The following is a 26318-nucleotide window of genomic DNA, read 5'->3' on the forward strand; positions in this document are numbered from 1 at the left end:
AATCCAATTACAATAAATACTTTTATAGCCCAGGTAAATTGCCTGGGCTTTTTTATGAGATCATTTTTATTTACCATAGTTTTTTGTTCGGTTGTTTCAACCTGTTTCGCCCAATCTTTTAAAAATGAATTCGGTTTTAAAACTGAAAACGATGCTTATCTGGCTACGTTAAACGATCGATATTATACCAACGGATTATTTATCTACTTCCGCCGGGCCATTAATACCGACAAGCTATCCGATAAGATCGAAAAGAAAACCTACGAAATTTCTGCCGGGCAAAAAATGTATACGCCCTATTGGGGTCAGGTACCGAATAAAGCAGATCAGGACAGGCCTTTTGCAGGTTACCTTTATGCTGGTGGTTCTTATTCGGTTTTCTATAAAAATGAAAGTGTTTTAAAAACAAGTGTAGAATTGGGAACTGTTGGCCCCAACTCACTTGCTCAAACCGCACAACGTTTCCTCCATAAAACTGTAGGTTTTTATACTCCTGCAGGCTGGGATTACCAGATTAAAAATGAACTGGCCGTAAACTTTGCCGCAAATTACAGCAAGTTACTTTTTAGACCTGAAGATCCCATTGTGGATATCAGTGCTCAGGGTTATGCCAATTTAGGTACCACTTTTTCAGGGCTAGGCGCCTCTGTTTTATTTAGGGCAGGTAAAATCAATCAATTGTTCAATAGTGCTTACCATAATGCGGTAATTGGAAATTCAAAAACAAAAAGCCTAAATAATTCAGAGTTTTTCTTTTACGTTAAACCGCAGCTAAACTTTGTTGCCTATGATGCCACCATACAGGGAAGCCTTTTTAATGACAATAGTCCGGTAACATTTGGGGTAAAGCCAATCGTTTTTGAACAACAGTTTGGTGTAAATTATAGTTCGAAGCGATTTACAGCTGATTTTAATGTGATTTTTAAAACGAAAGAGGTTAAAAGTGTAGCCAAGGCACAGAATTATGGTGGTTTGAGTTTATATTACAGGTTTGGAAAGAGTTAGATAATTGTTAATATTGTTTTATTGTTGGATATTTCATTGCTCACTGAAAATTGCCAACTATAACCCATTTAAAAGGTTAATTGAGAATTTGCGACATATGAAAAAAATAATCCTTTTTATCATTTCGTTTTTCATAATCGGTGCGGCTATTTACAATTTATATCCCGAACAAAAACTTCCACTAAATACCGAAATTGATTACATTATTGTAAAAAAATCTGATCGGCAGCTATTGGCTTACGCGAAACACAAGTTGATAAAAACATACAAAATTTCTTTAGGCGATAGCCCGGTTGGCCATAAGGAATTTGAAGGTGATGAAAGAACACCAGAAGGGTTTTATATCATCAACGCTAAAAACCCAAATAGCGGCTACCATAAAAACCTTGGAGTATCTTATCCAAATAAAGAAGATATTGCCAAAGCTAAAACCCTGAATAAATTACCTGGCGGCGATATTAAAATACATGGAATTCGAAATAAATTAGGCTTTATTGGCAAGTTTCAACGATTTTTCGATTGGACAAATGGCTGTATGGCACTAACCAATAACGAAGTAGACGAATTGTTTTATGCTGTAAATATTGGAACTAAAATAGAAATCAGGCCGTAAACTTTAATCAATTGATGGTCTTTTGCGACTCTCCTTTTTATCTGCATTTACGGCCTTATTATTTAATCTTTTTTGAATAACTGCTTTAGGGATTTTAGTTGCTTTCCGTTTCTTCTGAACGTGTAAAGATCGCTTTAACAATTCAATCAACTTGGCAACTGTTTTCTCTTTATTCAGTAACTGGCTCCTATCCTCTTGCGAAACAACATGTAACAGTCCTTCAGAATCTAAGCGATTTTCAAGTTTTTCTTTTAAGCGTAACTTTTCATCTTCATCCAAATAAGAAGCTGTTTCCAGGTCGAAAATTAATTCTACCTTACTCGAAACTTTATTTACATTCTGTCCACCTTTGCCCCCACTTCTGGAAGTTTTGAAAGTAACAGACCGTAAAATTTCTTCTCTTGTAGGCAACATGCTGCAAAAGTAAGAAATTGAGACAAATAAAATCTTATTCTCCTTCTTTGGTTTCGCTTACCTTGCTACGTAAACCTACAATATCCTTATCCAGCTGGTAAATTCCTCCCCTATCACTTCCAACTAACTGAAGTTTCTCTAACATAGTTTTTGCCATTTTTTCTTCTTCCAGTTGTTCATCTAAATACCATTGCAAAAATTTAAATGTCAGGTAATCTTTTTCGTTTAACGAAAGTTCTACCAGATCGTTAATGCTTTTTGATACCAACAGTTCATTATCCAGGAAATCCTGAAATACCTCTATTACCTGGCCAAAAGAATTTTTGGGCATATCTAAAGCTGTTACTATCGCATGTCCGTCGCGGTCATTAATATAATGAATCAGTTTAAGCATGTGGTGGCGTTCTTCATCGCTCTGGCGATAAAAAAACTCGGTATATCCTTCTAAACCCGGCTGTGTTTCCAGCCACGAGGCAATGCCCAGATAAACTTGTGATGATTCGGCTTCCAATTTAACCTGGTTATTCAGCGCCGCCAACATTTTTTCAGATAGTAACATAAATTTCTATTTATTTTTCTAATTAAACACATCCAGCAAATCAATGTTTTAGCAATACCTTGTTTATAATCTATCTTAAAAAAATTCAGCATTCTGTTTCTATTTTTTACCTTTGCGCTACGATGAAGAAAAACCTGGTAATAGCGATAGATGGCTATTCATCTTGCGGAAAAAGTACATTAGCGAAAGCACTGGCTAAAAAATTAGGTTTCATTTATGTAGATAGCGGGGCGATGTACCGTGCCGTAACCCTATATTTTTTAAGGAATAATATTGATATTGCTGATGATGCTAAAGTTGTTGATGCTTTACAGCACATCGAACTGAATTTCCACTCCCGCGATTACGAATCGCACATTACCCTTAATGGTGAGGAAGTTTCTGATGAAATCCGTTTAATGCCTGTTTCTGAAAATGTAAGTGAGGTTTCAGCGCATAAAATTGTCCGCCATGAAATGGTGAAACAGCAGCAGCGCATGGGCAAATCGAAAAATATCGTAATGGATGGCCGGGATATTGGCACTACCGTTTTTCCTGATGCACCTGTAAAATTCTTTATGACAGCTGATCCAAAAATCAGGGCCGAACGCAGGTTTAAGGAACTGGAAAGCAAAGGCAATAACGAAACCACTTTGGAAGAAGTTTTCGAAAATCTTGCACACCGTGATTATGCGGATACCACCCGTAAGGAAAGTCCGTTGGTTAGGGCTGATGATGCCATTATTTTAGATAATACCGATCTTACACAGGAAGAACAATTGGATTTTGCGCTGGAGAAAGTTAATCCGTTTTTGGGTCATTAGGCAGTAGTTCATTTGTTCACTGGTCATTTGTTCATGGTTTAGTCGTTGATGGACATAAATGCATGGCTTAATTAATCGTCTTAAGACTAGGGATTTATATTAAATAGATTTCTCCATTCCGCTGTGCTCCAGTCGAAATGACGTGTCTCTAAGGTTAATTGTTTAAATCGGTTAACTGACACCCAGCTATGAGCCACCAAGCTATTAACCATGAACGATCTAACTTCCAGCCCTTCGATTCCGCTCAGGATGACACACCGAGAGGAATTGTTACAATCGCATAATTGACTCCAAACCCCAAACGCTCAACTCCAAACTGATAGGCTCCAGGCTATCAACCATGAGCTATCAAACTTTAACTTCAGAAAAAAATTCATATTTTTAGCACATAACCCAAATGTTGCTATGAAATTGAAATCAATTTACCTTACTGTATTATTTCTATCCCTTTTTATTTTAAACGTAAATGCCCAAAAAGGCTGGATCAACCTCTTTAACGGGAAAGATTTAAAAGACTGGAACATTAAAATTGCAAAACACAGCTATAAAGAAAATTATGCCAACACATTCCGTGTAGAAAACGGTGTAATGAAAGTAAGTTATGACGGATACAATGAATTTGATCAACAATATGGTCATATCTTCTATAAAAAACCTTTTTCTGCCTATCTTTTAAAAGTAACCTATCGTTTTGTAGGCGAACAGGCTAAAGGTGGCGAAGGCTGGGCAACCCGGAACAGTGGTGCCATGTTACATTGCCAGGATCCGGCAACGATGTTAAAAGACCAGGATTTTCCGATTTCTATCGAAGGACAGATTTTAGGTGGAGATGGAGAACATGAACGCCATACCAGCAATGTGTGTACACCTGGAACATTGATAAATTATAACGGTAAATTGTTTACGCCACATTGTTTAGATTCCAAATCGAAAACCTATGCAGGCGACCAATGGGTAACCGCAGAATTTTTAGTCTTAGGTGATTCTGTTATCAAACACATTATAGCAGGCGAAGTAGTTTTAGAATACACCAAACCTCAAATTGGTGGAGGTAACGTCTCTAACTTCGACCCGAAAGTTAAAATAGATGGTAAAGCATTAACATCAGGCTATATATCATTACAAAGCGAAAGCCATCCGATAGAATTTAAAACGGTAAAACTTTATGATTTAGCAGCCTACATGAAAAATAAGGCAAAACTAGATAAAGTACTGGCTAAAATATTAAAAGAGTAAACCATATCGCTAGTTAGTTGTTGAATGGTGATGTAAAATATACACCTAAATTTATATGATGCTCAACACCCGTTTTTTCAAATCCCTTTCCCTGCTATTCTTTCTTTTAGTTGCCAATATCGCTTTTGGGCAAACTGCTTACAAAGTAAAAGACATACCCGACCCTAAAAAAAATGGGGGTGGTTATGTAAGTGACCCTGATAAAATATTGGGTACCAATGCGGTTTCGGAGCTCAATAGTACCATATCCGATTTCGAGAGTAAAACCAATGTGCAAGTGGCAGTGGTGGTAGTTAACGATTTCGACCATGATAAAGAGGATTTCGACTTTGCTTATGAGCTTTTCAATACATGGGGAATAGGTTCAAAAACCAGTAACAATGGTTTGTTGTTATTTATTTCGAAAGAGCGCCGTAAGTACAGGTTTATTACGGGTACAGGTGCAGAAGGTGTTTTACCTGATGTAAAGCTTAAACATATTGCCGAGCAGAATCTCCTACCAGCTTTCAGGCAAAATGATTTCAGCACTGGGATAACGAATACCATTAATGCCATTGGTGAGATTATTTTAAACCCTGAACATAAATCGGAACTCAACCAATTGTTTACTCAGCAAGAAAGTGGTAATGATTTAGAAGATTTCTTACTACCTACCGGGATAATCATCCTGCTCTTTTGGGCTGCATTCAAAATTTTAAACCGGCAGGCTAAAAATGCTACAAAAGATAAATCCAAGTCAGATGGAAACCAATATGAAAAGATTGGAAAAGGTTGTGCGGTGGCTATGATGATCACTTTTGTAACTGGCTTTATATTCTTCTTTTTTGGTGGACTGGAATTAGTTAAAAAAATAAGGCCAAAAGATGTTCCGATTATTCTGTATGTTATTTTAGCTCTTGTACTTTTCGGCAGGTACCTTTTCCACATTTCAGCATTGCGGAAAATACACAATGACGATAAAAACTTTTTTAATTCGGTAAGTAGCTTTCATAAAAAGAATTTTTGGCTAATCATTTTTTCTCCTCTTATTTTAATCAACATCATCATCTATTTATTTAAAAGCGTTAAGAACATTAACCGATTTAAAGCAGTGCTGGATAGTAAGGGCCAGGAAATGCTGCGTTTAGATAGGGATATCAATATTGAAGGTGAACCTTTTTTAACAAAGGGCCAACGTAAAGAGGAAATAGTAAAAGCTTATGATTACGATATCTGGGAAAGTGCCGACCATAAAGAACATATCATTAAGGCATGGCCTGCAGAAAACTACAATAGCTATACTGAATGCCCGGATTGTTACTTTAGAACTTACAAACTAAATAAACGCATAACCACAAAAGCGGCAACCTACAGCCATGAAGGCCAGGCAAAACTGATAAATGAGTGCAGTTTTTGCAAAAAAACAGAATTTATAAAGTGGATTACACTGGCCATGCTGGTCGAATCGAACTCATCTTCTTCTTCGTCGGGCAGTAGCAGCAGTTCTTCCTCTTCATCGAGCAGTAGCTGGGGCGGAGGAAGCAGTAGTGGCGGTGGTACAGGTGGAAGCTGGTAGTGTTAACTCAAATTAAATGAGAAAGAAAAATATTTTGATCGCACTGGCCATTTTCATCATTCTGATCATTATCTATCTGGCTAAGTTTACGTTCATTAATATAGCCTTATCTAATTTATCATTTCCTGATCAGCTGAAACATTATCCCTATTTAAATCAGGGAGCCCAATCAGAAAATTTTGAAGTGGATTATCTTTTCTATGATCCGGCAAATATAGATTACGATACCGAAACGGGGAATTTCATTATTACCACCGCACATGTAAACCAGGATTTTGAGGTATACCACAAACTCGATGCAAAGGGAAATTCAATCGATTCGCTCGTTAATGATAGCAGTGCCATTCATACCTTTCATAACGAAGGTGTGGTTTTTGGCGAAGATTATTTTATTGATTGGAGCACATCAGGTAATAAAAACAGACAGCCTTTTATTGATTTCCTGAACCAGGATTTTAAAATGGACGAAAAGGCCTGGGAAGAAATTTTTGAGACCAATTACAAAAATGCGCTTGCAGTAACCTATAAAACATCAGCAGATTGGCATTCTTTAACTTTTTATTTTAAAACATCCAAAGGCTGGCTCGCCATGAATACTTTTAAAAACGATGATCGGATCTATCAGGATATGGGCTCAGAAAATGAGCTGGATTTTAAGGGTTACCCTATTAAAGGGAACAGATTTATTGCTTTAAAAAGCAGCATTACAGGAAAATATCCATTGCTGAGTTATAAAAACCAGAATAATGTAGAAAACCAGCCTTATAATTGGACAGACCCGAAAAATCCTGTTATTCTAAAATATTTCAAAAAAGAGAACTTACAGGGCCGGGCGCCATACACTGGTTTGCCACAAACCTGGGGTGGCGACGTTTATCTGACCTTAAAACATAAAAGCCAGCTAATCGGATTTAAAGAAATTGCGCTTAAAGCTGTTGGATTTTCATCCGAACCAAAAATTAACCTGGATTTATACCAGGTCCCAAAAGCATTTGAAAATAAATCGGATGTTGCTTTTATTATCCTCTCGTATGGAACAAATATTGGCGACCGGGGTGGAAACGGCATTTATGTAATTAAAAAAAATAGTTATATCTTATCGATTCAAACTTAACGCTTTCCAAACATGAAAAAGGTAATTTTCATCTGTGCAGGTTTCTTTTTACTATTAGTATGCTTTTGGATCGGCATCAGGATTTTTGGCATTTTCAATACCTATAGAAATGTTTCATCGGCCAATGCGCCCAATATTGCCGTTAATCAGATCGTAATGGCTTCAAATTTAAAAGAAGCGAAAAAAAGCAGTCTTAATTGTCGTGAAAGTAGATGGAGTGCCCTGTATTTATAACCTGAGTTCGATTATTAAATCTCATTTTGTGGCGTTTTAATCAAGTTTTCTGCTAAAGCGGTCGTCACCCTGAATTTATTTCAGGGTCTTTCACGCTAAAAAGATGCTGAAATAAATTCAGCATGACGATCTCGTTATCCCAAGGCGCTAAAAAACAATTATTTAGATTAAAGTATTAATCGAATTCAGGTTTATAGGCTTTGTGCTGTCGAAGGAGATTAGATCGAATAAAAAAGGGCGACGCTTATTTAAACGGCAAAATAATGCTGCGAAATTACGATACCAAGCACAATTATAATTTTAGCAATAAAGTATACGACAAACTAATCAGTTTGGGCAAAATAAAGGCCGGAGAAAATATATATACGATGGCCGATGAGGTTCATCTTGAACTTGTTGATGCTGAAGCTAAAAAAGCAGGCATTTATCAGAACAGACAGCTGGCAATGTTGGCATACCGTGATGAAAATATCGAGAAACAATGGCAGAACAGATCGAATGCAGATAATTTCGGCCCAGTGCTGGGTTCCAAAAGACAGTTTTTTCGTGCTTGGGGATAACAGGAACAATGCAAGGGACTCCAGATATATTGGTTTTATTAAAAAAAGCGATTTACTTGGTGTAGTTTTATAACATCGGATTTAGAACTCTTTTTTAAATCCTATCCTTAGCTATTAAAAGTATTTTCTAATTTTGAAACTCTTAGCACGGTGTTTGCTTATAGCGTGTTTGCAATTACCGATTAAACTGTTTCGCAGAATCTTATACTTATGACTAGAATTTTCTTCCACCTCATCGCTCTTTCCATTTTTGCTAACCGTTTAAGTGCACAGGAAACTTATAGGGTCAAGGCCGATAAGTTGCGCGTAAGAGAAAGCAGCAATCCGAAAAGCAAGGTGATTGGAAATATTGCCCAAAATGGAAACATTACGGTTTTAGATGCAAGTAATGACAAGTTTTACAAAGTAAAGTTTAAAAACCGAGAAGGTTGGGTAAGCAAGGATTTTGTAGAAAAAATTACACCGGCAGCTAAACCGACTACTCCACAGGCAACTACTGCACAAACAGGTGCTGCCACGCAAACGGCAACAAGCACCGACATGTATCGCGTAACTGCCGACGATTTACGGGTTAGGCAGCAAGCCGACCCTAAAAGCAAAATTGTTGGATACCTGCCTAAAAATGAAAATGTCGCTGTTATCGACTCATCGAATACGAGCTTCTATAAAATTAAAGTTACCAACGGTGAAGGATGGGTGAGTAAAGAATTTTTAGTCAGGGTTTCTCCTGTAAAAGCTGCAGTAGAAAAAACCAGCGTAGCCGCATCAGTACCTCTGGTAAAAACAGATTACACAAACATTATCTTTTTTGTAGTTGTAGCCTTAATACTCATCACTATATTATACTTTTCGATTAAATATGCCAGTGGAAACAAATTTTTGATTGGTTTTTCGGTAATTGTAATTCTAGTAATCGGATACTTCTGCTACATTACTTTTATACAGGCAAAAGCGGTAACAGGTACCTTTGCCAGCAATGAAGACATACAATACAAAACCTTCAATTTTAAATCGAAAGATTCGGTAACCGTTACCGATGCCTATACTGATTCTATTTTCACTTCCAAATATGTTATTGAAGGGGACATGATCAAACTTTATGATCAGCAGAACACGATTATGCTGTTGATCAGAGATGATAAAACATTAATTGGCGAAGGTTTTACCCGAGGGACTTTTACGAAAAAATAGAATTTCCAAAATTATATCAAACGTTCCTACGGAACGAAAAAAAAAATACTTTTTTTTTCTACCAATGAATCGTCCCTATGGGACGACTAGTCTTAACAAATAACCACACGACGCCTAATTGGCGATTTGCAAATGGAAGACGAGCTGGCAACTTTACATCATACTGTCCCATCAGGACGTTTAGTCTTAACAAATAACCACACGACGCCTAATTGGGCGATTTGCAAATAGAAGACGAGCCGGCAAACTTTACAAGCCGTCGCTATCGGTACGCTTAGCCTTAACAAATAACCACACGACGACTAATTGGGTGATTTGCAAGTGGAAGACGAGCCCGCAAACTTTACACGCCGTCCCATCGGGATGCTTAGTCTTAACAAATAGCCACACACCGCCTAATTGGCAATTTGCAAATGGAAGACGAGCCGGCAAACTTCACATGCCTTCCCATCGGGACGCTTAGTCTTAACAAATAGCCACACGCCGCCTAATTGAGCGATTTGCAAATGGAAGACGAGCCGGCAAACTTCACATGCCGTCCCATCGGGACACTTAGTCTTAACAAATAATCACACACCGCCTAATTGGCGATTTGCAAATGGAAGACGAGCAGGCAAACTTTACATGCCGTCCCATCGGGATGCTTAGTCTTAACAAATAGCCACACACCGCCTAATTGGCAATTTGCAAATGGAAGACGAGCAGGCAAACTTCACATGCCTTCCCATCGGGACGCTTAGTCTTAACAAATAGCCACACACCACCTAATTGGCGATTTGCAAATGGAAGACGAGCCGGCAAACTTTACATGCCGTCCCATCAGGGCACTTAGTCTTAACAAATAACTACACGACGCCTAATTGGGCGATTTGCAAGTGGAAGAAGGGTCGGCAAACTTTACATGCCGTCCCATCGGGACGATTGCCAGGTAGCAAATAACCAATGTTATTTGTCTTTCGTTCCGTAGGAACGTTTGGTAGGTATTTGTGCACAGTCCTTTGTTTATAAACCCGATAAAGCGGAATAGCCCGGAGCGCAGCGAGGATTATAAGCGATAGCGGGGCTGCTGTTCCCGATGAAATACGGAGCGCTCATTTTCAAATAATTAACCTTAAAATCACTATATAATGTTTTCATATTCTAAAAGAGTATCTGGCAAATTCAAATAACCACCCCGCCTTTCAGGCACCGCTCCATGGGAGGGGAATTATAAAACGCTAAAAATCAGCAAGATTTATTAAAAAAATCTTTTCTATTAATTAAAATATTTTTACCTTTGCAGTCCCTAAATAGGGGAAAAAGGAGATAATTAATTAATGGCTAAAAAACAAGTAGCAGAAAAAGAATTAGCAGCTAAAACAGCTGAACTTCAGGGAGAAGGCGGACGCCTGACTGAAAAAGAAACTATTGAATCAGAAGCTGATTCAGTTTCGATCGAATCGATCAAATCATCATTAGCAACACCAACCGAAGATTTCGATTGGGATGCAGATGAAAAAGTTTTCGGTAATTACAATGATGCAGACCGTAAAAAGTTTGAGGATATGTATGCCGGAACATTCAATCAGATCACTAAAGGTGAAATCATCAGCGGTATCGTTGTTTCAATTAACAACAAAGATGTAGTATTAAACGTAGGTTTCAAATCAGACGGTTTAGTTTCTACTTCAGAATTCCGTGATACACCAGATCTAAAAATCGGCGATTCAGTTGACGTATTCGTTGAAGCACCAGAAGATGCTAACGGTCAATTGATCCTATCTCGCAAAAGAGCAAAAACCCAAAGATCATGGGAAGCAATTAACGAGGCTCTTGAAAATGATAGAATCATCAACGGTTTCGTTAAGAGCCGTACTAAAGGTGGTTTAATTGTTGATATCATGGGCGTTGAGGCTTTCTTACCAGGATCTCAAATTGATATTAAACCTATCCGCGATTACGATGTATACGTGGGTAAAACAATGGAATTTAAAGTTGTTAAAATTAACCATGAGTTTAAAAACGTAGTTGTTTCTCATAAAGTGTTAATCGAAGACGATTTAGAAAGCCAAAAAGTAGAGATCGTTTCTAAATTAGAAAAAGGTCAGGTATTGGAAGGTACTGTTAAAAACATTACTGATTTCGGTGTGTTCATCGATTTAGGTGGTGTTGATGGTTTACTTCACATTACAGATATTTCTTGGGGCCGCATAGAGCATCCAAAAGAAGTGTTATCATTAGATGAAAAAATCAACGTGGTTGTTTTAGATTTCGATGATGAGAAAAAACGTATCGCTTTAGGCTTGAAACAATTAACTCCACACCCTTGGGAAAACTTAAGTACTGACATCCAGGTTGGTTCTAAAGTAAAAGGAAAAATCGTAACTGTTGCAGATTACGGTGCTTTCTTGGAAATCATCCCAGGTGTTGAAGGTTTAATCCACGTTTCTGAAATGAGCTGGTCACAAAACTTAAGAAATCCACAAGAATTCTTAAAAGTTGGTGATGAGATCGAAGCTGAAGTTTTAACTTTAGACAGAGACGAGCGCAAAATGAGCTTAGGTATTAAACAATTATCTAACGATCCATGGCAAGAAGTTGCTGCTAAATTCCCAGTTGGAAGCAAGCACCAGGCAACTGTTAAAAACATGACTAACTTCGGTGTTTTTGTTGAAATCGAAGAAGGTATTGATGGATTAATCCACATCTCTGACTTATCATGGTCTAAAAAAGTAAACCACCCTAACGAATTCACTAAAGTTGGTGATGTATTAGACGTAGTTGTTTTAGAATTAGATGTTGATAACCGCAAATTAAGCTTAGGTCACAAACAACTAGAAGAAAACCCTTGGGATACTTTCGAAACGATCTTCACTTTAGATTCGGTTCACCAGGGTACTGTTGTTAAAGTAACTGATAAAGGTGCTGTTATTGCTTTACCTTATGGTGTAGAAGGTTTCGTACCAACTAAACACATGGTTAAAGAAGATGGTACTTCAGTTAAAGCTGAAGAAACCAATGACTTCAAAATCATTGAATTCAACAAAGAAGCAAAACGTATCGTAGTATCTCACGCCCGTATCTGGGAAGAGGTTAAAGCTGAAGCTGTAGCAGAAGAAAGAAATGCTAAGAAAAAAGAAGCTAAAGCTGCTGTAACTGCGGTTAAAAAAGTTAAAGATTCTGTAGAGAAATCTACTTTAGGAGATTTAGACGTATTGGCTCAATTGAAATCGCAATTAGAAGGCGAAGAAAGCAAAGCTAAAAAAGGCTAATTCTTTTTAACTGAATATATTAATCCCGATAGCGAAAGTTATCGGGATTTTTTTTGACCTATTTTTGCCACGGAAATACGGATTTCTTTGATGAATCGTCATTGCGAGAAGGCTTTTTCAGCCGACAAAGCAATCTCATTTTCATTCACCATATAAGAAATGTAAGAACATTGAAGAAATTTGCAACATGAGCTTATATTTTCTTAAATGTCTTATATGGTAAATCATAATTAGAAAACGAAAGCAAGTGCTTATCGGTAACTCCGGTCCCGCTTTTCGTTCAATCTTTTTGCAGCTTCTGTCATGCTGAGGCACGAAGCATCTTAAACCGATGAAAGAGATGCTTCGTGCCTCAGCATGACAACATATTTAAGGATGCTACAAACAAAAAGGATTTCACTACTATCGGGTTTATGTAACATAAGTAATTCGCCCTGCCAAACCTTTTCCTTTAAACCGCCTATAATTATTACTTTTGAAAAGCGTAACCAAGTCTTTTCAGCATGAGAAAAATTATCCTTTTGTTTCTGACGATTATTTCCTTCAAACTTATTGCTCAGGAAGTGAATATTATTCCGCAGCCAGCTTATATTAAAATAGAAGAAAATAGAAAATCATTTACAATAGATTCAAAAACTCAAATTGTTGTAGTTGATTCATCATTATTGAGTTCAGCTAATTTTCTAATTAATTATGTTCAACAGTATTATAATCTGAAGCTAAACATAACAAATGTTACCCCAACCAAAAATTTCATTAGCCTAATTTTAAATACACGTGTCAGTGAATTTGATGATGCTTATTTTCTAAACACTTTAGATGATGGAGTTTCTATTATCGGCACATCAAAACCGGGGGTATTTTATGGTATACAATCATTAATACAACTTTTACCTACCTCAAAAGCAGAAAAGTTAAGTATAAAATCGGTTTCAATTATAGATTATCCCCGTTTCGATTACCGAGGCATGCACCTCGATGTAAGCCGCCATTTTTTTAATGTAGCCTTTGTAAAACAGTACATCGACTTCTTAGCGCTGCATAAAATGAATTATTTTCATTGGCATTTAACCGATGATCATGGATGGAGAATCGAGATTAAAAAATATCCAAAACTGACTCAAATCGGCGCATGGCGTAACGGAAGCATTATTGGTTTATGGCCGGGAAAAGGAAATGAAAACATTAAATACCAGGTTTTACCAACAGAAGTAAAAATTACACCAAAAGATGCCGTGCTTAAAACCGATGGCGTTAAACATGGTGGATATTATACCCAGGAAGAGATTAAAGATGTAATTGATTACGCGGCCAAGCGTTACATTACCATTATTCCTGAAATTGAAATGCCTGCGCATAGTATGGCTTTACTGGCTGCTTATCCTGAATTAGGTACCGAACCCAATAAAAAGTATGAAGTTGCCCAGACCTGGGGAATGATGAACAAATACAATAATGTATTGCAAGCTTCTGATACCACATTTAAGTTTTTAGAAAATGTTTTAACAGAAGTGATGGACCTATTTCCATCGCCATACATCCATATTGGTGGTGATGAAGCTTCGAAAATATGGTGGAAACTATCCGCAGTTTCACAACAGATCATGAAAGTCAACGGATTGAAAAACGAAAGTGAACTGCAAAGTTATTTTATCCGCAGGATGGAGAAATTTGTAAATAGCAAAGGCAAAACCATTATCGGCTGGAACGAGATTTTACAGGGCGGTTTAGCACCAAATGCAGTGGTAATGAGTTGGCAGGGCGAAAAAGGTGGTATTGAAGCTGCCAGACAGCAACATAAGGTAATTATGACGCCCGAAATTAAAATGTATTTTAACCATGCCCAGTTTGCAAAGGAAGATAGTTTAACAGCTAATAAATTTTCGCCATTGATTGATGTATACAATTACGAGCCCGTACCGACCGAACTCACTGCGGAACAGGCAAAATACATCTGGGGCGGACAAGCTTGTTTGTGGAGTGAGTACATCACAAATCCGGCAAAAGTGCAGTATCAGCTTTCCCCAAGGTTAGATGCCCTGAGCGAAATTTTGTGGAGCCCTAAAGAAAAACGCAATTACCCTGATTTTCAAAAACGCTTGAAAACACAGTTTAAGCGATACGATTTAATGGGCATTACCTATTCGAAAAAATATTTAGAAAATTAGTGAATGATCTGTTTTGCCACCTGCATCTGATAAGTACCTGGAGTAATACCCACAATCTTTTTAAAAGCCCTGATAAAATAATTGGCATCGTTAAAACCAAGTTCATAGCTTATCGAAGCCACTTTTGCCCCAGGCTGGGTTAGTAAGATTTTGGCTTTGTTAATTTTTTCTGCCAGGATAAAATCGTTTGGGCTGATGCCCAGTTCGCGCTTAAACAACCTGTAAAATGTTGCCTTGCTCATACAGGCCTTATCGCTCAGGCTATTGATGCTGATCTTCTCGTTCAGGTTCGATTTAATGTAGTTCAACACAAAGGCCAAAGGATTTTGATTGAGGTTATAACCTTCATCGCTGATGGTTTTAAGATTTTGAGTCTGCATAATGCGCACCAGCAGTTCTTTTAAAGTTAAATCGGCCAATACGTCTTTTTCTTTTGTCCGCTCTGAGCAAATCCTGATTACTTTATTGATAAGATAGGCAATCTCTTCATTATTGTAAAAATGGTATTCATCATAATTTAGCAGCCATTTCTCATTGCTGCCCTCTTTCGGGAAAAACTCGTTCAAATAAGAAATTGTTTTTTGGATCTGCTCCTGATCTATAGCTAAGGCGATACATTGGGTGGGATTAAGATTCGAAGCTTCAGGAAAATCAATTTCCATGGTAACGGCAGGCGGAACAATAACGGTTTGGCCAGGAAAATAATCAAAACCTTTCTTATCAAATAAATGCATTATCTTTTTGCCCCTCAGCATGCTCGTAATCACAAAATCATTAAAAGTAAGCGGAACTTTATACGATTCTGTATAGGTTTCGAAAACATTTAATTCGCAACGCTCTAAGGTATAAGAGGTTCTGTTCTCTACCAAAGTTTGCAAGGTTTCCGATGCACTGAGATTTACCTGATCTAATGTATGTTGCATAAACCGAAAAGATTTGGTCAGACATATTAATAAACTCAAATATAATTATTTAAGCTAGTTATATCGTATGGATAAATGCCCGTTACCTGCATGACATGACCTAATCTCCATTTGCTGACTGTTAAGCTCATTATGGTTTCAATTTGGTTACATAGCCTGAAATAATAATGCTATCAATTGATTCGATTGTACTATCTGCTCCATAGGCTTTGCCATTAGGTTTGTATTAACCAAATCTTAAAAAAGTAAAAATCACGATGAGCCATCCCATTAAAATCCTATAACAAACCCCGCTCAAAATGATTTTTAAAATTTAATAATCAATAATAATTATGGAAAATTTAATTGAAAAACCATCATTCAAGCCCCATTACGATAATTACATTGGAGGGAAATTTGTAGCCCCGGTAAAAGGTGCTTACTTCGATAACATATCGCCAATTGATGGTAAAGTTTTTACCAAAGCAGCACACTCCACAAAGGAAGATTTAGAATTAGCCGTTGATGCCGCACATGAGGCATTTAAAACCTGGAGCAAAACATCTTCTACCGAAAGAAGTATCATTTTGAACAAGATTGCACAGCGGATGGAAGATAATCTCGAATACCTGGCGGCGGTTGAAACCATCGATAATGGTAAGGCGGTTAGAGAAACCTTAGCCGCCGATTTACCCTTAGGCGTAGACCATTTCAGGTACTTCGCAGGAGTAATCCGTGCCGAAGAAGGTTCACTTTCAGAACTCGATCAACATACTGTTTCGTTAATCGTACATGAGCCGATTGGTGTGGTGGCGCAAATTATTCCATGGAATTTTCCATTGTTAATGGGCATCTGGAAACTTGCCCCTGCCCTTGCCGCGGGAAACTGTGTGGTGTTAAAACCAGCAGAAAGCACACCAGTTTCGATTATGGTTTTAATGGAATTAATCGGCGATTTATTGCCTCCCGGAGTAATAAATGTGGTAAACGGTTTTGGCGCTGAACTTGGACGTGCCTTAGTGACTAATCCTAAAATTTCGAAAGCTGCATTTACAGGCTCTACCCCTACAGGCAGATTGGTGATGCAATATGCAACCGAAAATATCATCCCGGTTACACTGGAACTAGGTGGAAAATCACCTAACATTTTCTTCAGTTCGGTAATGGCAGAAGATGATGCCTTTTTAGATAAAGCTGTAGAAGGCGCGGTAATGTTTGCATTAAACCAGGGCGAAATTTGTACCTGTCCATCACGTTTATTGATCCAGGAAGATATTTACGAAAAATTTATTGCCAAAGTAATCGAGAGAACAGAAGCGATAAAAATCGGTAGTCCTTTAGATAAAACGGTAATGATGGGCGCGCAAGCTTCGAAAATCCAATATGAAAAAATTGCGCAATACATTAAATTAGGTAAAGAAGAAGGGGCAGAAGTGTTAACCGGCGGAGAGGTAAATGAGCTCCCTGGCGAATTGGGTGGCGGTTATTACATCAAACCAACCATCTTTAAGGGCCATAACAAAATGAGGATTTTCCAGGAGGAAATTTTCGGTCCGGTATTGGCCGTTACCACCTTTAAAACAGTAGAAGAAGCCATTGAAATTGCGAATGACACTTTGTATGGCTTAGGTGCCGGTGTTTGGACGCGCGATGCGCATGAGCTTTACCAGGTACCGAGAGCCATTCAGGCAGGTCGTGTTTGGGTTAATCAATATCATGCTTATCCTGCAGGTGCTCCTTTTGGTGGCTACAAGCAATCGGGCGTGGGCAGAGAAAACCATAAAATGATGTTAGGCCACTACCGCCAGACCAAAAACATGCTTATTTCTTACGATAAAAATAAATTAGGTTTCTTTTAGTTAGATCATAGTTGATGGTTTGTTAGTTCATAGCTTATTGTTTCATAAAAACTAAATCTTGCGATAAATGAAATAAGCACCACGGCTATCAACTACCTGACCATCAACCATCAACCACATAAGTATCAAAATACGAAGAACCATAAAACCACCTATACATTATCATGATCGAGCGAATAGACAGTACAGAAAAAGCAAAAGAGCTGATTGCGATACTTAAAGAAAAACATGGAGAACTTATGTTTTACCAGGCTGGTGGATGCTGCGAGGGTACACAGCCCCAATGTTTCGAAAAAGGAGGTTATTACCTGCGAATGCGCGATGTTTGTTTAGGTGAAATAGAAGGTTGCGAGTTTTGGGTAGACAGAGACCTGTTCGAGTATTGGAAATTCTCACACTTTACTTTAGATGTACTGGATGGATTTGGTGTAGGTGGTTTTTCGTTAGAAACCCCACTTCAAAAAACCTTTAAGATCCATTACCGCTTATTCTCCGAAGAAGAATTAAAAGATTTAACTCCAGTTAAAACGGCGGAATAATTGTTGTTTATTTGGTTTAAACAGAAGCCAGTTCGGAGAAATCCAGCTGGCTTTTTTTGTTTATATATTCTATAAGAAATCGTCATCTCGACCGGAACGCAGTGAAATGACGACCCTCTGTGGCATAGCATTTTTCATTTCACTTCATTACTAATACCTTGTTTAACAGAATTTGAGATAACTCTAATAAAGCACACGCACTATTTTAAAAATTTATGCAATCTTTGCATTAAAAATTAAACCATGCGTAAACTATTTGCCGTCCTTTCTACCATCATTACCTTATTTGCCATTAAAGAAACGGTCTATGTATTTACTTCTAATGAAGCAGACATGGTTAAGCAAAAAGCCATCATGATTGTAATTGCTTTAAGCATTACCATACCGTTAATCATTTTAACTCTTTGGCTTTGGTCGCCGGGTAGAAAGAAAAATGGTCAACAAAACTAAGCAATAAACTTACTTTTCAATTCGGGAGTGGGCACCCAACAACTTTCCTGCTTTCCCCACCATTTGTAACGGTTTTTGGCAATTATATCGTAAACCCAGTCACGTATAAACTTAGGAATAATTAGAAATGCATAAAGAAACGGAGTTAATCCATTGAGTTTTCGGGCCACCCTTAGTGCCGCTGAAGATTTAGTATAGAGCTTTCCATCCTCCAGCAATAAAATGGTATTCAACTTTTCCGGATCCGCATTAAATTTTGGCAGCGTTTCTTTAGCGTAATCACCTTGTAGCGCAGTAAATTTAAATTGATCCTTTTTATCGTGTTCAATAACAAACTGCACAGATGAATTGCAGAGGTTACAAACGCCATCAAAGAAGATTACTGGTTGCCGGATCATAGATTATAAAAATAAAGTTTTTTAATGCAAAAACAGCCATTGCTTTCTCAGAATATTAAGCTTAAAAAACATAATCCTAATATAAATCTTCTACTTCTGTATTTGTACTTTAGTCTTTAAACCACTATCAAAAAATAATTTTACGTTTTTATATTTTGATAGAGAACAATTTAGCCATGAAACGCTAAAACAATCCAGCTTCAACTTTCTTACCTTAAAACATTTTTATATATTTGCCCAATCCTTCTTCCATGCAAAAGAAAACACTTCTTGACGGACAAAAAATTCAGATTACAATTAAGAGGCTCTGCCATCAATTAATTGAAAACCACGACGATTTCGCAAATACCGTTTTAATTGGCATCCAGCCAAGGGGTATTTTTTTAGCAGATCGTATTCATCAGGATCTTCAGCTTATCCTTAAAAACAAGAAAATTCTAAAAGGAAACCTGGATATTACTTTTTTCAGAGATGATTTCCGCCGTAAAGACGGATTGGTTACCGCAAGTAGCAACTCAATCGATTTTATTATCGAAGGCAAAAAAGTAATCTTAATTGATGATGTACTTTGGACCGGCAGAACCATTAGGGCAGCACTAGATGCCTTGCTTGCTTATGGCCGACCAGAGAAAGTAGAACTTTTGGTTTTAATAGACCGGAGGTTTAGCAGGCATTTACCTATAGAACCTGATTATATTGGGCATCAGGTAGATAGCCTAAACTCGCAACAGGTAAAAGTAACCTGGGCGAGTGAAGGAAGTGAAGATAAAGTGATTTTAATATCCGAAAATAATAAATAAAATGGCAGCAGAAAAACTATCAACCCGACATCTTTTAGGCATTAAAGATATTAACCGGAATGATATCGAATTGATTTTCGAAACTGCAGATAATTTCAAGGAAGTAATTAACAGACCGATCAAAAAGGTTCCTTCACTTCGTGACATTACAATTGCCAACATCTTTTTCGAAAACTCTACCCGTACCAAACTTTCTTTCGAACTTGCTGAAAAAAGGCTTTCGGCCGATGTGGTCAATTTTGCCGCTTCGTCTTCATCGGTAAGCAAGGGCGAAACCCTGATTGATACCGTAAACAACATCTTATCAATGAAAGTTGATATGGTAGTAATGCGTCATCCGTATGCAGGAGCAGGTCAGTTTTTAAGTAAACATGTGAAGGCTCAAATTGTAAATGCCGGAGATGGCGCACATGAACACCCAACTCAAGCTTTACTTGATGCCTTCTCCATCCGCCAGAAACTGGGCGATGTAGCTGGTAAAAAAGTAGTAATTGTGGGCGATATCCTGCACTCTCGTGTAGCCATATCAAACATTCTTTGCCTGCAGCGTTTAGGTGCGGAGGTAATGGTTTGCGGTCCTACAACCTTAATTCCCAAACATATCCATCAATTGGGTGTAAAGGTCGAGCATAACCTCATTAAAGCTTTAAACTGGTGCGACGTAGCAAATATGCTGCGTATCCAATTAGAGCGTCAAGACATTAAATACTTCCCATCTTTAAGGGAATATGCCATGATGTACGGCTTAAACAAACAGATTTTAGATAATCTTGATAAAGAAATCATCGTGATGCATCCCGGCCCAATAAACAGAGGTGTTGAGATTACCAGCGACGTGGCCGACAGCAAACAGTCTATTATTTTAGAACAGGTAGAAAACGGAGTGGCCGTGAGAATGGCTGTGCTGTATCTGTTGGCAAGTCAGGGGTAGGTTAGTTCAATAGTTCATTTACATTGGTTCATTGGTGCAGGATGCATAGTTTAGCATGGCGCATTGACAATCGTTCATTAATCAATAGTTAATTGGTGCAGGGTGCATAGACTAGCATGGGGTATTGATAATTGTTCATTTCTCCATGTTGCAGAGTATTATGCTCTCTATTTATCATTGCTTAATGGACTTTGTTCATTTTAATTGATCATTACACGATGAAAATAATGAACTCTACACAAACAGTCAACTGATGTAAACTACTAACCAATTAACCTTCTACGCGATTTCTACATAAATTACCTACAGCAAGACAGGTTCTTTGCTCCCCCTTGCAATGACTGATGGTGGGACTAATAAACCAATGACAAATCAACCAATGAACCTCTACCGGATGCGGCGGTACCAATGACGAATGAACTAATGACCAATGAACCTAACTTTTCCACATTCGTTCACCCCTGAATACCAAACCAAAAATCCTATCGTTAACTTGTGTTATTAACAGATGTTAATTACTTCTGTTGATAAGCTTTGATACTATTTCTAATTTAGTACCAACCATATTTGAAACCAATGCAGAAAAAATACTTACTAATTCCGCTAATTTTAGCTGGAAGTTTTAGCACTTACGCTCAGGTTAGCGCGGTGCAGAACCTCAACAAAAACTATCAAACGGGCTTAGAATTATTAGACAAAGAAAAATACACTGCAGCTGCACAACAGTTTAAACTTGTTGAGCTGCAACGTTATAAACCTTCTACCCAAACAGAGAGCAACGCCGAATTATCTTTACTGAAAGAGAATGCAAAATTTTATGCCGCCGTTTGCGCACTTGAATTAACCAATGCAGATGCTGAAAGCTTGTTTCAGGCCTTTATCCGCGATTATCCGTTAAACCCAAACACCAAACTGGCTTATTTCTACGTTGGAAAAACTTATTTCAACCAGAAAAACTATAAAAAAGCTTTAGAATGGTTCGAAAAAACAGATCCTTCTACACTTTCGGGTAAGCAAAGAAACGAATACCAGTTTAAGCAGGGTTACGCGTATTTCGAACTTAAAGACTACGACAAAGCAGAACCTTTATTCGAAAAAGTTAAAAAAGAAGAGGGCGATTTTCAGGAAAGCGCTACTTACTACTTTGCTTACATCAACTACTTAAACAAAGAGTATAAAACAGCATTGGCCAACTTCGAAAAGTTAAAGGGCTCTCCTACTTATGAGGCCAGTTATCCATACTACATCACTTCGATGTACTATCTTGATGAGCGTTACGATGATGTAATTAGCTATGCCTTGGCTTCTATTCAAAAAACCAAACAACAATTCGAACCAGAAATGTTGAGTTTGGTTGCCGCATCGTACTTTGCAAAATCTGAATTCAAAAATGCGGAAAAGTATTTCGCCGAATATTATGCAAAAGATAAAAGCGAAACCAAGAACAATCTCTTCATTTACCAATATGGGTATTCATTGTTTCAGAATAAAAAATACAAAGAGTCTGTTGCCGTTTTAGAAAAACTGAATACTGATGACATTTACCTGCAAAACGGTATGCATACGCTGGGTAAAGCATTTATCCAGTTGGGCAACAAGCAGAAAGCACAAAGTGCTTTTTTCAGGGCTTCGCGTTTAAGTTTTGATAAAGGTATACAAGAAGAAGCCTGGTTAAACTATGCCAAATTAAGTTACGAATTAGAATTCCACCAACAAGCTTTAGAGGCTACGCAGGGTTTCTTAAAAACTTTCCCAAAATCGCGTAAAATAAACGAGGCGAAAACTTTATTGGGTGAGGTTTTATTAACCACAAAAAACTACCAGGCAGCTGTAGATATTCTGGAGCCAATTCCGGATAAAAACCTTGAGGCCAAAGAAGCCTATCAAAAGGTAACATATTTCCGTGGACTAGAGTTTTATAATGAAAGGGCTTTCCCGAATGCATTATCAATGTTTTTACGTTCTGAAACGTTCCCCGAAGATAATGAGATCAATGCATTAAATACTTACTGGAAAGCAGAGGCAATGTACGAACTGCGTAAGTATGGCGAAGCGGTTAGCACTTTCGAGAAATTTTTAAAGATGCCGGATGCCGATAAAACAGGCGTTTACAATTTTGCGAATTATGCTTTGGCTTATGCTGCTTTCGAAGATGAGAAATACAGTAAAGCAGCTACTTATTTCGAAAAATTCCTTGCTGGTAATGATAAAGATCAAAAAACCATTGATGATGCGACCATTCGTTTAGCCGATTCGTATTTCGTAAATAAGAACTATGGTGATGCAATGGCTAATTACAACAAAATCATCAGCCGCAAAACCACTTCTGAAGATTATGCCACTTTCCAAAAAGGAATGATCCAGGGATTGGAAACGCAGTATGATGCGAAAATTGCAACGATGCAAAGCTTGTTAAATACTTTTCCAAATTCAAATTATGCTGATGATGCAGGCTTCGAAACAGCCTATACCTATTTCAACAAAGGCGATTTTGATAAATCTAAATCAGATCTTGTTGCATTGGTGGCCAAATACCCACGCAGCAGCTATGTAGCGAAAGCCCTGGTTACCATTGGCTTGGTTCAGTACAATCAAGACCAGGATGATGCCGCTTTAGAATCGTTCAAAAAAGTAATCCGCGATTATCCAACTGCCGATGAAGCTAAACAGGCGATGGAATCGATCAAGAACATTTATGTAGATCGTGGCGACGCGAATGGTTTCATTACCTATGCTGCCACTACCCCACTTGGAAACTACTCTGGTTCAGAACAGGATAACATCGTTTTTGCCGCAGCCAATAACACCTATCTAAAAGGAGATGCCAATGGCGCATTCCAAGCAGTAAATGCTTATTTCGATAAATTCCCTAAGGCGAACCATGAAAAAGAAGCCAAATTTATCAGGGCAGAATCACTGGTAAAATTAGGCCGTCCGGATGAAGCCATTCCTGATTACGAATTTATCTTAAACGACTGGACGAGCGATTATACCGAACGTTCTTTGGTAAGTATCTCTCAACTCTTTTTAAATCAGAAGAAATACAACGAAGCGATTGTTTACCTGAAAAGATTAGAAACTACAACCGATTACAAATCGCACTATAGTTTTGCCATTAATAATTTATTAAAGGCTTACACGGCCTTAAACATGCCTGATGACATGCTTAAGTATGCACAGCTGACCAAAGAATCGGAAAAAGCTTCGGAAGAAGAAAAAAACAGTTCCAGCTTATACTCTGGTAAAGCTTACTTGTTAAAAGGCGATACTACCACAGCCATAAAAGAATTTAAAAATGTAGTGGCTAAAACAAAAACCATTGCTGCTGCCGAAGCAAAATACAATCTGGCTTTATTAGAATACAACAAAGGTGATTTCAAAACTTCATCTAAAACCTGTTTTGATCTTGTTAACAACATGGCCGCTTACGATTATTGGGTAGCGAAAGCATTTATCCTTTTATCTGATAATTATGTGGCACTAAAAGACAATTTACAGGCAAAAAGTACACTTCTCAGTATAATTGATAATTACGAAGGCAAGGACGATATCATTCCTACAGCCAAAGAAAAACTAGAAAAACTAAACCAGAAGAAGTAGCATTATGAAATCAATTAAATATATATATAGTTCACTGTTTTTTTTAGCTGCTGGATTAATGTCTGCTCAGGGACAGGATAAAAAAACGGAGGAAAAAGGGGTGGTAAACGAAGAGATTGAAGTAGTGCGCCCATATAAACCAATTTTGGCCGAAGCGGTAAAGTTGAGAAGGAGCCCGAATTTGGACGACGTTAAAACTTACAAAGCAAAATTAAACTACAGCATTTTAGATAGAAAGCTGGAGTTGAATAGCGATATCCAAAAGCTACAGGCACAGGCGCTTGCCGAAGAAAAAGAAAGCATATTGGTTAACAATTATGTAAAAGGTGCATTCGGATCATTGGGTACCCTTTTGGGCGAAGCCTATTTTAACACCGGCAAAGATGAAGGACTACAGGTTGGTGGTTATTTTAAACATTTTAGTCAGCAAGGAAAATTAAACAAACAGAACAGTAGCAACCAACAGTTAAGTGTTTTTGGTCGCAGTATTTTAGATGAAAATACCGTAAGTGGCCGTATCAATTTTGAGCGTAACGGCACTTATTTTTACGGTATGGATGATATCAGGCCAACCCTAAACACCAATCCGGATAAACAGGCTTTAACTACCATCGAATTAGAAGGTGAACTGGTGAAAAACTTTACGGAAGATGAAGATGCTTTTAGTTATGCCTTAAAAGCCAATGGTTATATCTGGAACGATAAATTTAGCGCCAAAGAAAATTACCTGAGCTTAAGCGGTTATGTAAACAAACGTATCAATTCTTTAAACCTTGGTTTAGCTGCATCAACCGAATTTGGTAATAGCAAAGATGCTTTAACCAGTGTTGGCAATAACCTGTTGCGTTTAAACCCTTATATCCGTTTACAGGTTAAAGGTGCTAAAATTACTGCAGGAGTTAATTTTGTACAGGAATTTGGCGCCTACAGCAGTTCAAAAATATTCCCGGCAATTACTGCTGATTTTACGCTGATTCCTGATTATTTGCAGGTTTTTGGCGAGGTTAAGGGAGATGTAAACAGAAACTCCTTAAAAGGTTTTACAGATGAAAACCCTTGGCTAAACAACAATATATTCGTAAAAAACACGGTAGAAAAATTAAGTTTTAGTGCAGGCATTAAGGGTACTGGCGGACCAGGTTTTGGTTACAAAGCCCGTATCTATGTAAAACAGTTTGATGATATGCCTTTGTTCGTAAATAACTTTACCGACTTTAATAAGTTTGATGTGATATACGATTTCGGCAAAACGAAATTAACGGGTTTAGAAGGCGAAATTTCTGTTCAGGTAAGTGATGCTTTAAAATGGACAGGTAAATTAAACATCGACGATTGGAAGCCTGCTTCTGAAACTTACTCTTGGTTTAAACCAGGTTTAAAAGTGAGCTCGAACTTTATGTATACCTTTAACAAAAAGTTAAGCTTTAATGCAGGTGTGGTGATCCAGGATGACGTAAAAGCTAAAGTATACACTGGTGCCCCTGTTCCCGCTTCACAATACGTAATTCCCAATACCAATATAGAACTTATTGAAACGGTTAAAGGTTATGTAGATTTAGGGCTCGGTGCAGATTACAGAATCAACAAAAAATTCTCTGTTTTTGCAAAAGCAAACAACATCTTAAATAAAAACTACAGTAGATATTTGTACTATCAGGTTAATGGATTTAATATTTTCGGTGGCTTGACTTATTCATTTTAGGTTAGGGAAACCTCTAAAGTCTTACTGAAACAAAAAAATGCCTTCCGAAATCGGGAGGCATTTTTTTATGGGCTGTTTAGTAAAATCTTCATTGCCAAAGTCTGTTTTTAAAAAACAAAGTATTGGAATAACAGGTATAATCAGATAGTCATTTCGACCGCAGTGGAGAAATCTTTGAACTATTTTAAAAGATTTCTCCATTTCGCTGCGATTCAGTCGAAATGACGGCGATTTTTTAAATCTATCATTTATAGCGTAGTCAAAGGCATTTATTTGCGGTTTATCAATCTTAAGAAGTCTTCGACTACGCTCAGACTGACGACTGTGGTGCTCAACTTAATAACATTGCCTAAATGCTTTCTCAGCAATGATGCTATTTTAAGAAAATTATTTTTACTTAAACCTATATCCTATTCCAATCCTAAAAACCTGAT

The 26318-nt window shown here is 37.6% G+C and carries 23 protein-coding genes; 19 read left to right on the top strand and 4 right to left on the bottom strand.

Annotated elements, in window-relative coordinates; genetic code table 11:
* Positions 1-54 precede the first annotated feature (54 nt).
* Together ACUN24_RS23975 and ACUN24_RS23980 are read left to right on the top strand one after the other, a co-directional pair.
* On the top strand, positions 55-1005 hold the full coding sequence (locus ACUN24_RS23975; RefSeq protein ID WP_445564806.1) for a lipid A deacylase LpxR family protein: 951 nt from the start codon (positions 55-57) through the stop codon (positions 1003-1005).
* Positions 1006-1102: 97 nt separating this feature from the next.
* Positions 1103-1618 (top strand): L,D-transpeptidase family protein, encoded by a 516-nt coding sequence (locus ACUN24_RS23980; RefSeq protein WP_445564807.1) that lies wholly within the window; start codon positions 1103-1105, stop codon positions 1616-1618.
* A 3-nt stretch (positions 1619-1621) separates the two neighbouring features.
* Here the strand turns inward: ACUN24_RS23980 and arfB are convergent, their stop codons facing one another.
* On the bottom strand, positions 1622-2032 hold the full coding sequence (gene arfB, locus ACUN24_RS23985) for an alternative ribosome rescue aminoacyl-tRNA hydrolase ArfB (RefSeq protein WP_445564808.1): 411 nt from the start codon (positions 2030-2032) through the stop codon (positions 1622-1624).
* 34 nt (positions 2033-2066) lie between these two features.
* Positions 2067-2591 carry a ferritin gene (locus ACUN24_RS23990; protein WP_445564809.1) on the bottom strand — a complete coding sequence of 175 codons (525 nt, stop codon included), beginning with the start codon at positions 2589-2591 and terminating at the stop codon, positions 2067-2069.
* A 122-nt stretch (positions 2592-2713) separates the two neighbouring features.
* On the opposite strand from ACUN24_RS23990, the gene cmk reads away from it, so the two are divergent.
* The 10 genes from cmk (at position 2714) to ACUN24_RS24040 (ending at position 14703) form a co-directional block, all read left to right on the top strand.
* Positions 2714-3394: a (d)CMP kinase gene (gene cmk / locus ACUN24_RS23995; RefSeq protein WP_445564810.1), complete on the top strand. Its 681-nt coding sequence runs from the start codon at positions 2714-2716 to the stop codon at positions 3392-3394.
* Positions 3395-3799: 405 nt separating this feature from the next.
* Positions 3800-4630 carry a 3-keto-disaccharide hydrolase gene (locus ACUN24_RS24000; RefSeq protein ID WP_445564812.1) on the top strand — a complete coding sequence of 277 codons (831 nt, stop codon included), beginning with the start codon at positions 3800-3802 and terminating at the stop codon, positions 4628-4630.
* A gap of 55 nt (positions 4631-4685) precedes the next feature.
* Positions 4686-6185 carry a TPM domain-containing protein gene (locus ACUN24_RS24005; RefSeq protein ID WP_445564813.1) on the top strand — a complete coding sequence of 500 codons (1500 nt, stop codon included), beginning with the start codon at positions 4686-4688 and terminating at the stop codon, positions 6183-6185.
* 16 nt (positions 6186-6201) lie between these two features.
* Positions 6202-7299 carry a hypothetical protein gene (locus ACUN24_RS24010; protein ID WP_445564814.1) on the top strand — a complete coding sequence of 366 codons (1098 nt, stop codon included), beginning with the start codon at positions 6202-6204 and terminating at the stop codon, positions 7297-7299.
* Positions 7300-7311: 12 nt separating this feature from the next.
* On the top strand, positions 7312-7533 hold the full coding sequence (locus ACUN24_RS24015) for a hypothetical protein (protein WP_445564815.1): 222 nt from the start codon (positions 7312-7314) through the stop codon (positions 7531-7533).
* 263 nt (positions 7534-7796) lie between these two features.
* Complete coding sequence (locus ACUN24_RS24020; protein WP_445565161.1) at positions 7797-8093, top strand: hypothetical protein; 297 nt, start codon at positions 7797-7799, stop codon at positions 8091-8093.
* Complete coding sequence (gene lepB, locus ACUN24_RS24025; RefSeq protein ID WP_445565157.1) at positions 8032-8166, top strand: signal peptidase I; 135 nt, start codon at positions 8032-8034, stop codon at positions 8164-8166. The genes ACUN24_RS24020 and lepB overlap by 62 nt, the downstream gene beginning before the upstream one ends.
* A 137-nt stretch (positions 8167-8303) precedes the next feature.
* Positions 8304-9284: an SH3 domain-containing protein gene (locus tag ACUN24_RS24030; protein WP_445564816.1), complete on the top strand. Its 981-nt coding sequence runs from the start codon at positions 8304-8306 to the stop codon at positions 9282-9284.
* A gap of 1316 nt (positions 9285-10600) precedes the next feature.
* Positions 10601-12535 (top strand): 30S ribosomal protein S1, encoded by a 1935-nt coding sequence (rpsA, locus tag ACUN24_RS24035; protein WP_121287220.1) that lies wholly within the window; start codon positions 10601-10603, stop codon positions 12533-12535.
* A gap of 503 nt (positions 12536-13038) precedes the next feature.
* Positions 13039-14703, top strand: a complete 1665-nt coding sequence (locus tag ACUN24_RS24040; protein WP_445564818.1) for a beta-N-acetylhexosaminidase — start codon at positions 13039-13041, stop codon at positions 14701-14703.
* Here the strand turns inward: ACUN24_RS24040 and ACUN24_RS24045 are convergent.
* Entirely contained in the window at positions 14700-15626 is a 927-nt protein-coding gene (locus tag ACUN24_RS24045; RefSeq protein ID WP_445564819.1) for a helix-turn-helix domain-containing protein, read from the bottom strand. The genes ACUN24_RS24040 and ACUN24_RS24045 overlap by 4 nt on opposite strands.
* 332 nt (positions 15627-15958) lie before the next feature.
* Here ACUN24_RS24045 and ACUN24_RS24050 point away from each other — a divergent pair, with 332 nt between their 5' ends.
* From ACUN24_RS24050 to ACUN24_RS24060, 3 genes are all read left to right on the top strand, one after another.
* A complete protein-coding gene (locus ACUN24_RS24050) occupies positions 15959-17464 on the top strand; it encodes an aldehyde dehydrogenase family protein (protein ID WP_445564820.1) in 1506 nt (501 codons plus the stop codon).
* Between the two features lie 164 nt (positions 17465-17628).
* Positions 17629-18003 carry a DUF779 domain-containing protein gene (locus ACUN24_RS24055; protein WP_121287232.1) on the top strand — a complete coding sequence of 125 codons (375 nt, stop codon included), beginning with the start codon at positions 17629-17631 and terminating at the stop codon, positions 18001-18003.
* A 243-nt stretch (positions 18004-18246) separates the two neighbouring features.
* A complete protein-coding gene (locus ACUN24_RS24060) occupies positions 18247-18453 on the top strand; it encodes a hypothetical protein (protein ID WP_121287234.1) in 207 nt (68 codons plus the stop codon).
* Here the strand turns inward: ACUN24_RS24060 and ACUN24_RS24065 are convergent.
* Positions 18450-18851: a thiol-disulfide oxidoreductase DCC family protein gene (locus tag ACUN24_RS24065; protein ID WP_445564821.1), complete on the bottom strand. Its 402-nt coding sequence runs from the start codon at positions 18849-18851 to the stop codon at positions 18450-18452. The genes ACUN24_RS24060 and ACUN24_RS24065 overlap by 4 nt on opposite strands.
* A 251-nt stretch (positions 18852-19102) precedes the next feature.
* Here ACUN24_RS24065 and pyrR point away from each other — a divergent pair, with 251 nt between their 5' ends.
* The 4 genes from pyrR (at position 19103) to ACUN24_RS24085 (ending at position 25884) form a co-directional block, all read left to right on the top strand.
* Positions 19103-19651, top strand: a complete 549-nt coding sequence (gene pyrR / locus ACUN24_RS24070) for a bifunctional pyr operon transcriptional regulator/uracil phosphoribosyltransferase PyrR (protein ID WP_138817984.1) — start codon at positions 19103-19105, stop codon at positions 19649-19651.
* 1 nt (position 19652) lies between these two features.
* Positions 19653-20582 (top strand): aspartate carbamoyltransferase catalytic subunit, encoded by a 930-nt coding sequence (locus ACUN24_RS24075; protein ID WP_029279355.1) that lies wholly within the window; start codon positions 19653-19655, stop codon positions 20580-20582.
* Between the two features lie 576 nt (positions 20583-21158).
* Positions 21159-24182 carry a tetratricopeptide repeat protein gene (locus ACUN24_RS24080; RefSeq protein WP_445564822.1) on the top strand — a complete coding sequence of 1008 codons (3024 nt, stop codon included), beginning with the start codon at positions 21159-21161 and terminating at the stop codon, positions 24180-24182.
* 4 nt (positions 24183-24186) lie between these two features.
* Entirely contained in the window at positions 24187-25884 is a 1698-nt protein-coding gene (locus tag ACUN24_RS24085; protein WP_445564823.1) for a hypothetical protein, read from the top strand.
* The last annotated feature ends 434 nt before the right edge of the window (positions 25885-26318 follow it).

This window comes from Pedobacter sp. WC2501 (assembly GCF_052682415.1).

Coding starts and splice junctions, on each gene's coding strand:
- ACUN24_RS24020 (WP_445565161.1), top strand. CDS start 7,797: ATGCTGCGAAATTACGATACCAAGCACAATTATAATTTTAGCAATAAA.
- ACUN24_RS23975 (WP_445564806.1), top strand. CDS start 55: ATGAGATCATTTTTATTTACCATAGTTTTTTGTTCGGTTGTTTCAACC.
- ACUN24_RS24050 (WP_445564820.1), top strand. CDS start 15,959: ATGGAAAATTTAATTGAAAAACCATCATTCAAGCCCCATTACGATAAT.
- ACUN24_RS24005 (WP_445564813.1), top strand. CDS start 4,686: ATGATGCTCAACACCCGTTTTTTCAAATCCCTTTCCCTGCTATTCTTT.
- ACUN24_RS24055 (WP_121287232.1), top strand. CDS start 17,629: ATGATCGAGCGAATAGACAGTACAGAAAAAGCAAAAGAGCTGATTGCG.
- arfB (WP_445564808.1), bottom strand. CDS start 2,032: ATGTTGCCTACAAGAGAAGAAATTTTACGGTCTGTTACTTTCAAAACT.
- ACUN24_RS24015 (WP_445564815.1), top strand. CDS start 7,312: ATGAAAAAGGTAATTTTCATCTGTGCAGGTTTCTTTTTACTATTAGTA.
- ACUN24_RS24075 (WP_029279355.1), top strand. CDS start 19,653: ATGGCAGCAGAAAAACTATCAACCCGACATCTTTTAGGCATTAAAGAT.
- ACUN24_RS24000 (WP_445564812.1), top strand. CDS start 3,800: ATGAAATTGAAATCAATTTACCTTACTGTATTATTTCTATCCCTTTTT.
- ACUN24_RS24060 (WP_121287234.1), top strand. CDS start 18,247: ATGCGTAAACTATTTGCCGTCCTTTCTACCATCATTACCTTATTTGCC.
- ACUN24_RS24045 (WP_445564819.1), bottom strand. CDS start 15,626: ATGCAACATACATTAGATCAGGTAAATCTCAGTGCATCGGAAACCTTG.
- ACUN24_RS24080 (WP_445564822.1), top strand. CDS start 21,159: ATGCAGAAAAAATACTTACTAATTCCGCTAATTTTAGCTGGAAGTTTT.
- ACUN24_RS23980 (WP_445564807.1), top strand. CDS start 1,103: ATGAAAAAAATAATCCTTTTTATCATTTCGTTTTTCATAATCGGTGCG.
- ACUN24_RS23990 (WP_445564809.1), bottom strand. CDS start 2,591: ATGTTACTATCTGAAAAAATGTTGGCGGCGCTGAATAACCAGGTTAAA.
- ACUN24_RS24030 (WP_445564816.1), top strand. CDS start 8,304: ATGACTAGAATTTTCTTCCACCTCATCGCTCTTTCCATTTTTGCTAAC.
- lepB (WP_445565157.1), top strand. CDS start 8,032: ATGCAGATAATTTCGGCCCAGTGCTGGGTTCCAAAAGACAGTTTTTTC.
- ACUN24_RS24040 (WP_445564818.1), top strand. CDS start 13,039: ATGAGAAAAATTATCCTTTTGTTTCTGACGATTATTTCCTTCAAACTT.
- cmk (WP_445564810.1), top strand. CDS start 2,714: ATGAAGAAAAACCTGGTAATAGCGATAGATGGCTATTCATCTTGCGGA.
- ACUN24_RS24010 (WP_445564814.1), top strand. CDS start 6,202: ATGAGAAAGAAAAATATTTTGATCGCACTGGCCATTTTCATCATTCTG.
- ACUN24_RS24085 (WP_445564823.1), top strand. CDS start 24,187: ATGAAATCAATTAAATATATATATAGTTCACTGTTTTTTTTAGCTGCT.
- rpsA (WP_121287220.1), top strand. CDS start 10,601: ATGGCTAAAAAACAAGTAGCAGAAAAAGAATTAGCAGCTAAAACAGCT.
- pyrR (WP_138817984.1), top strand. CDS start 19,103: ATGCAAAAGAAAACACTTCTTGACGGACAAAAAATTCAGATTACAATT.
- ACUN24_RS24065 (WP_445564821.1), bottom strand. CDS start 18,851: ATGATCCGGCAACCAGTAATCTTCTTTGATGGCGTTTGTAACCTCTGC.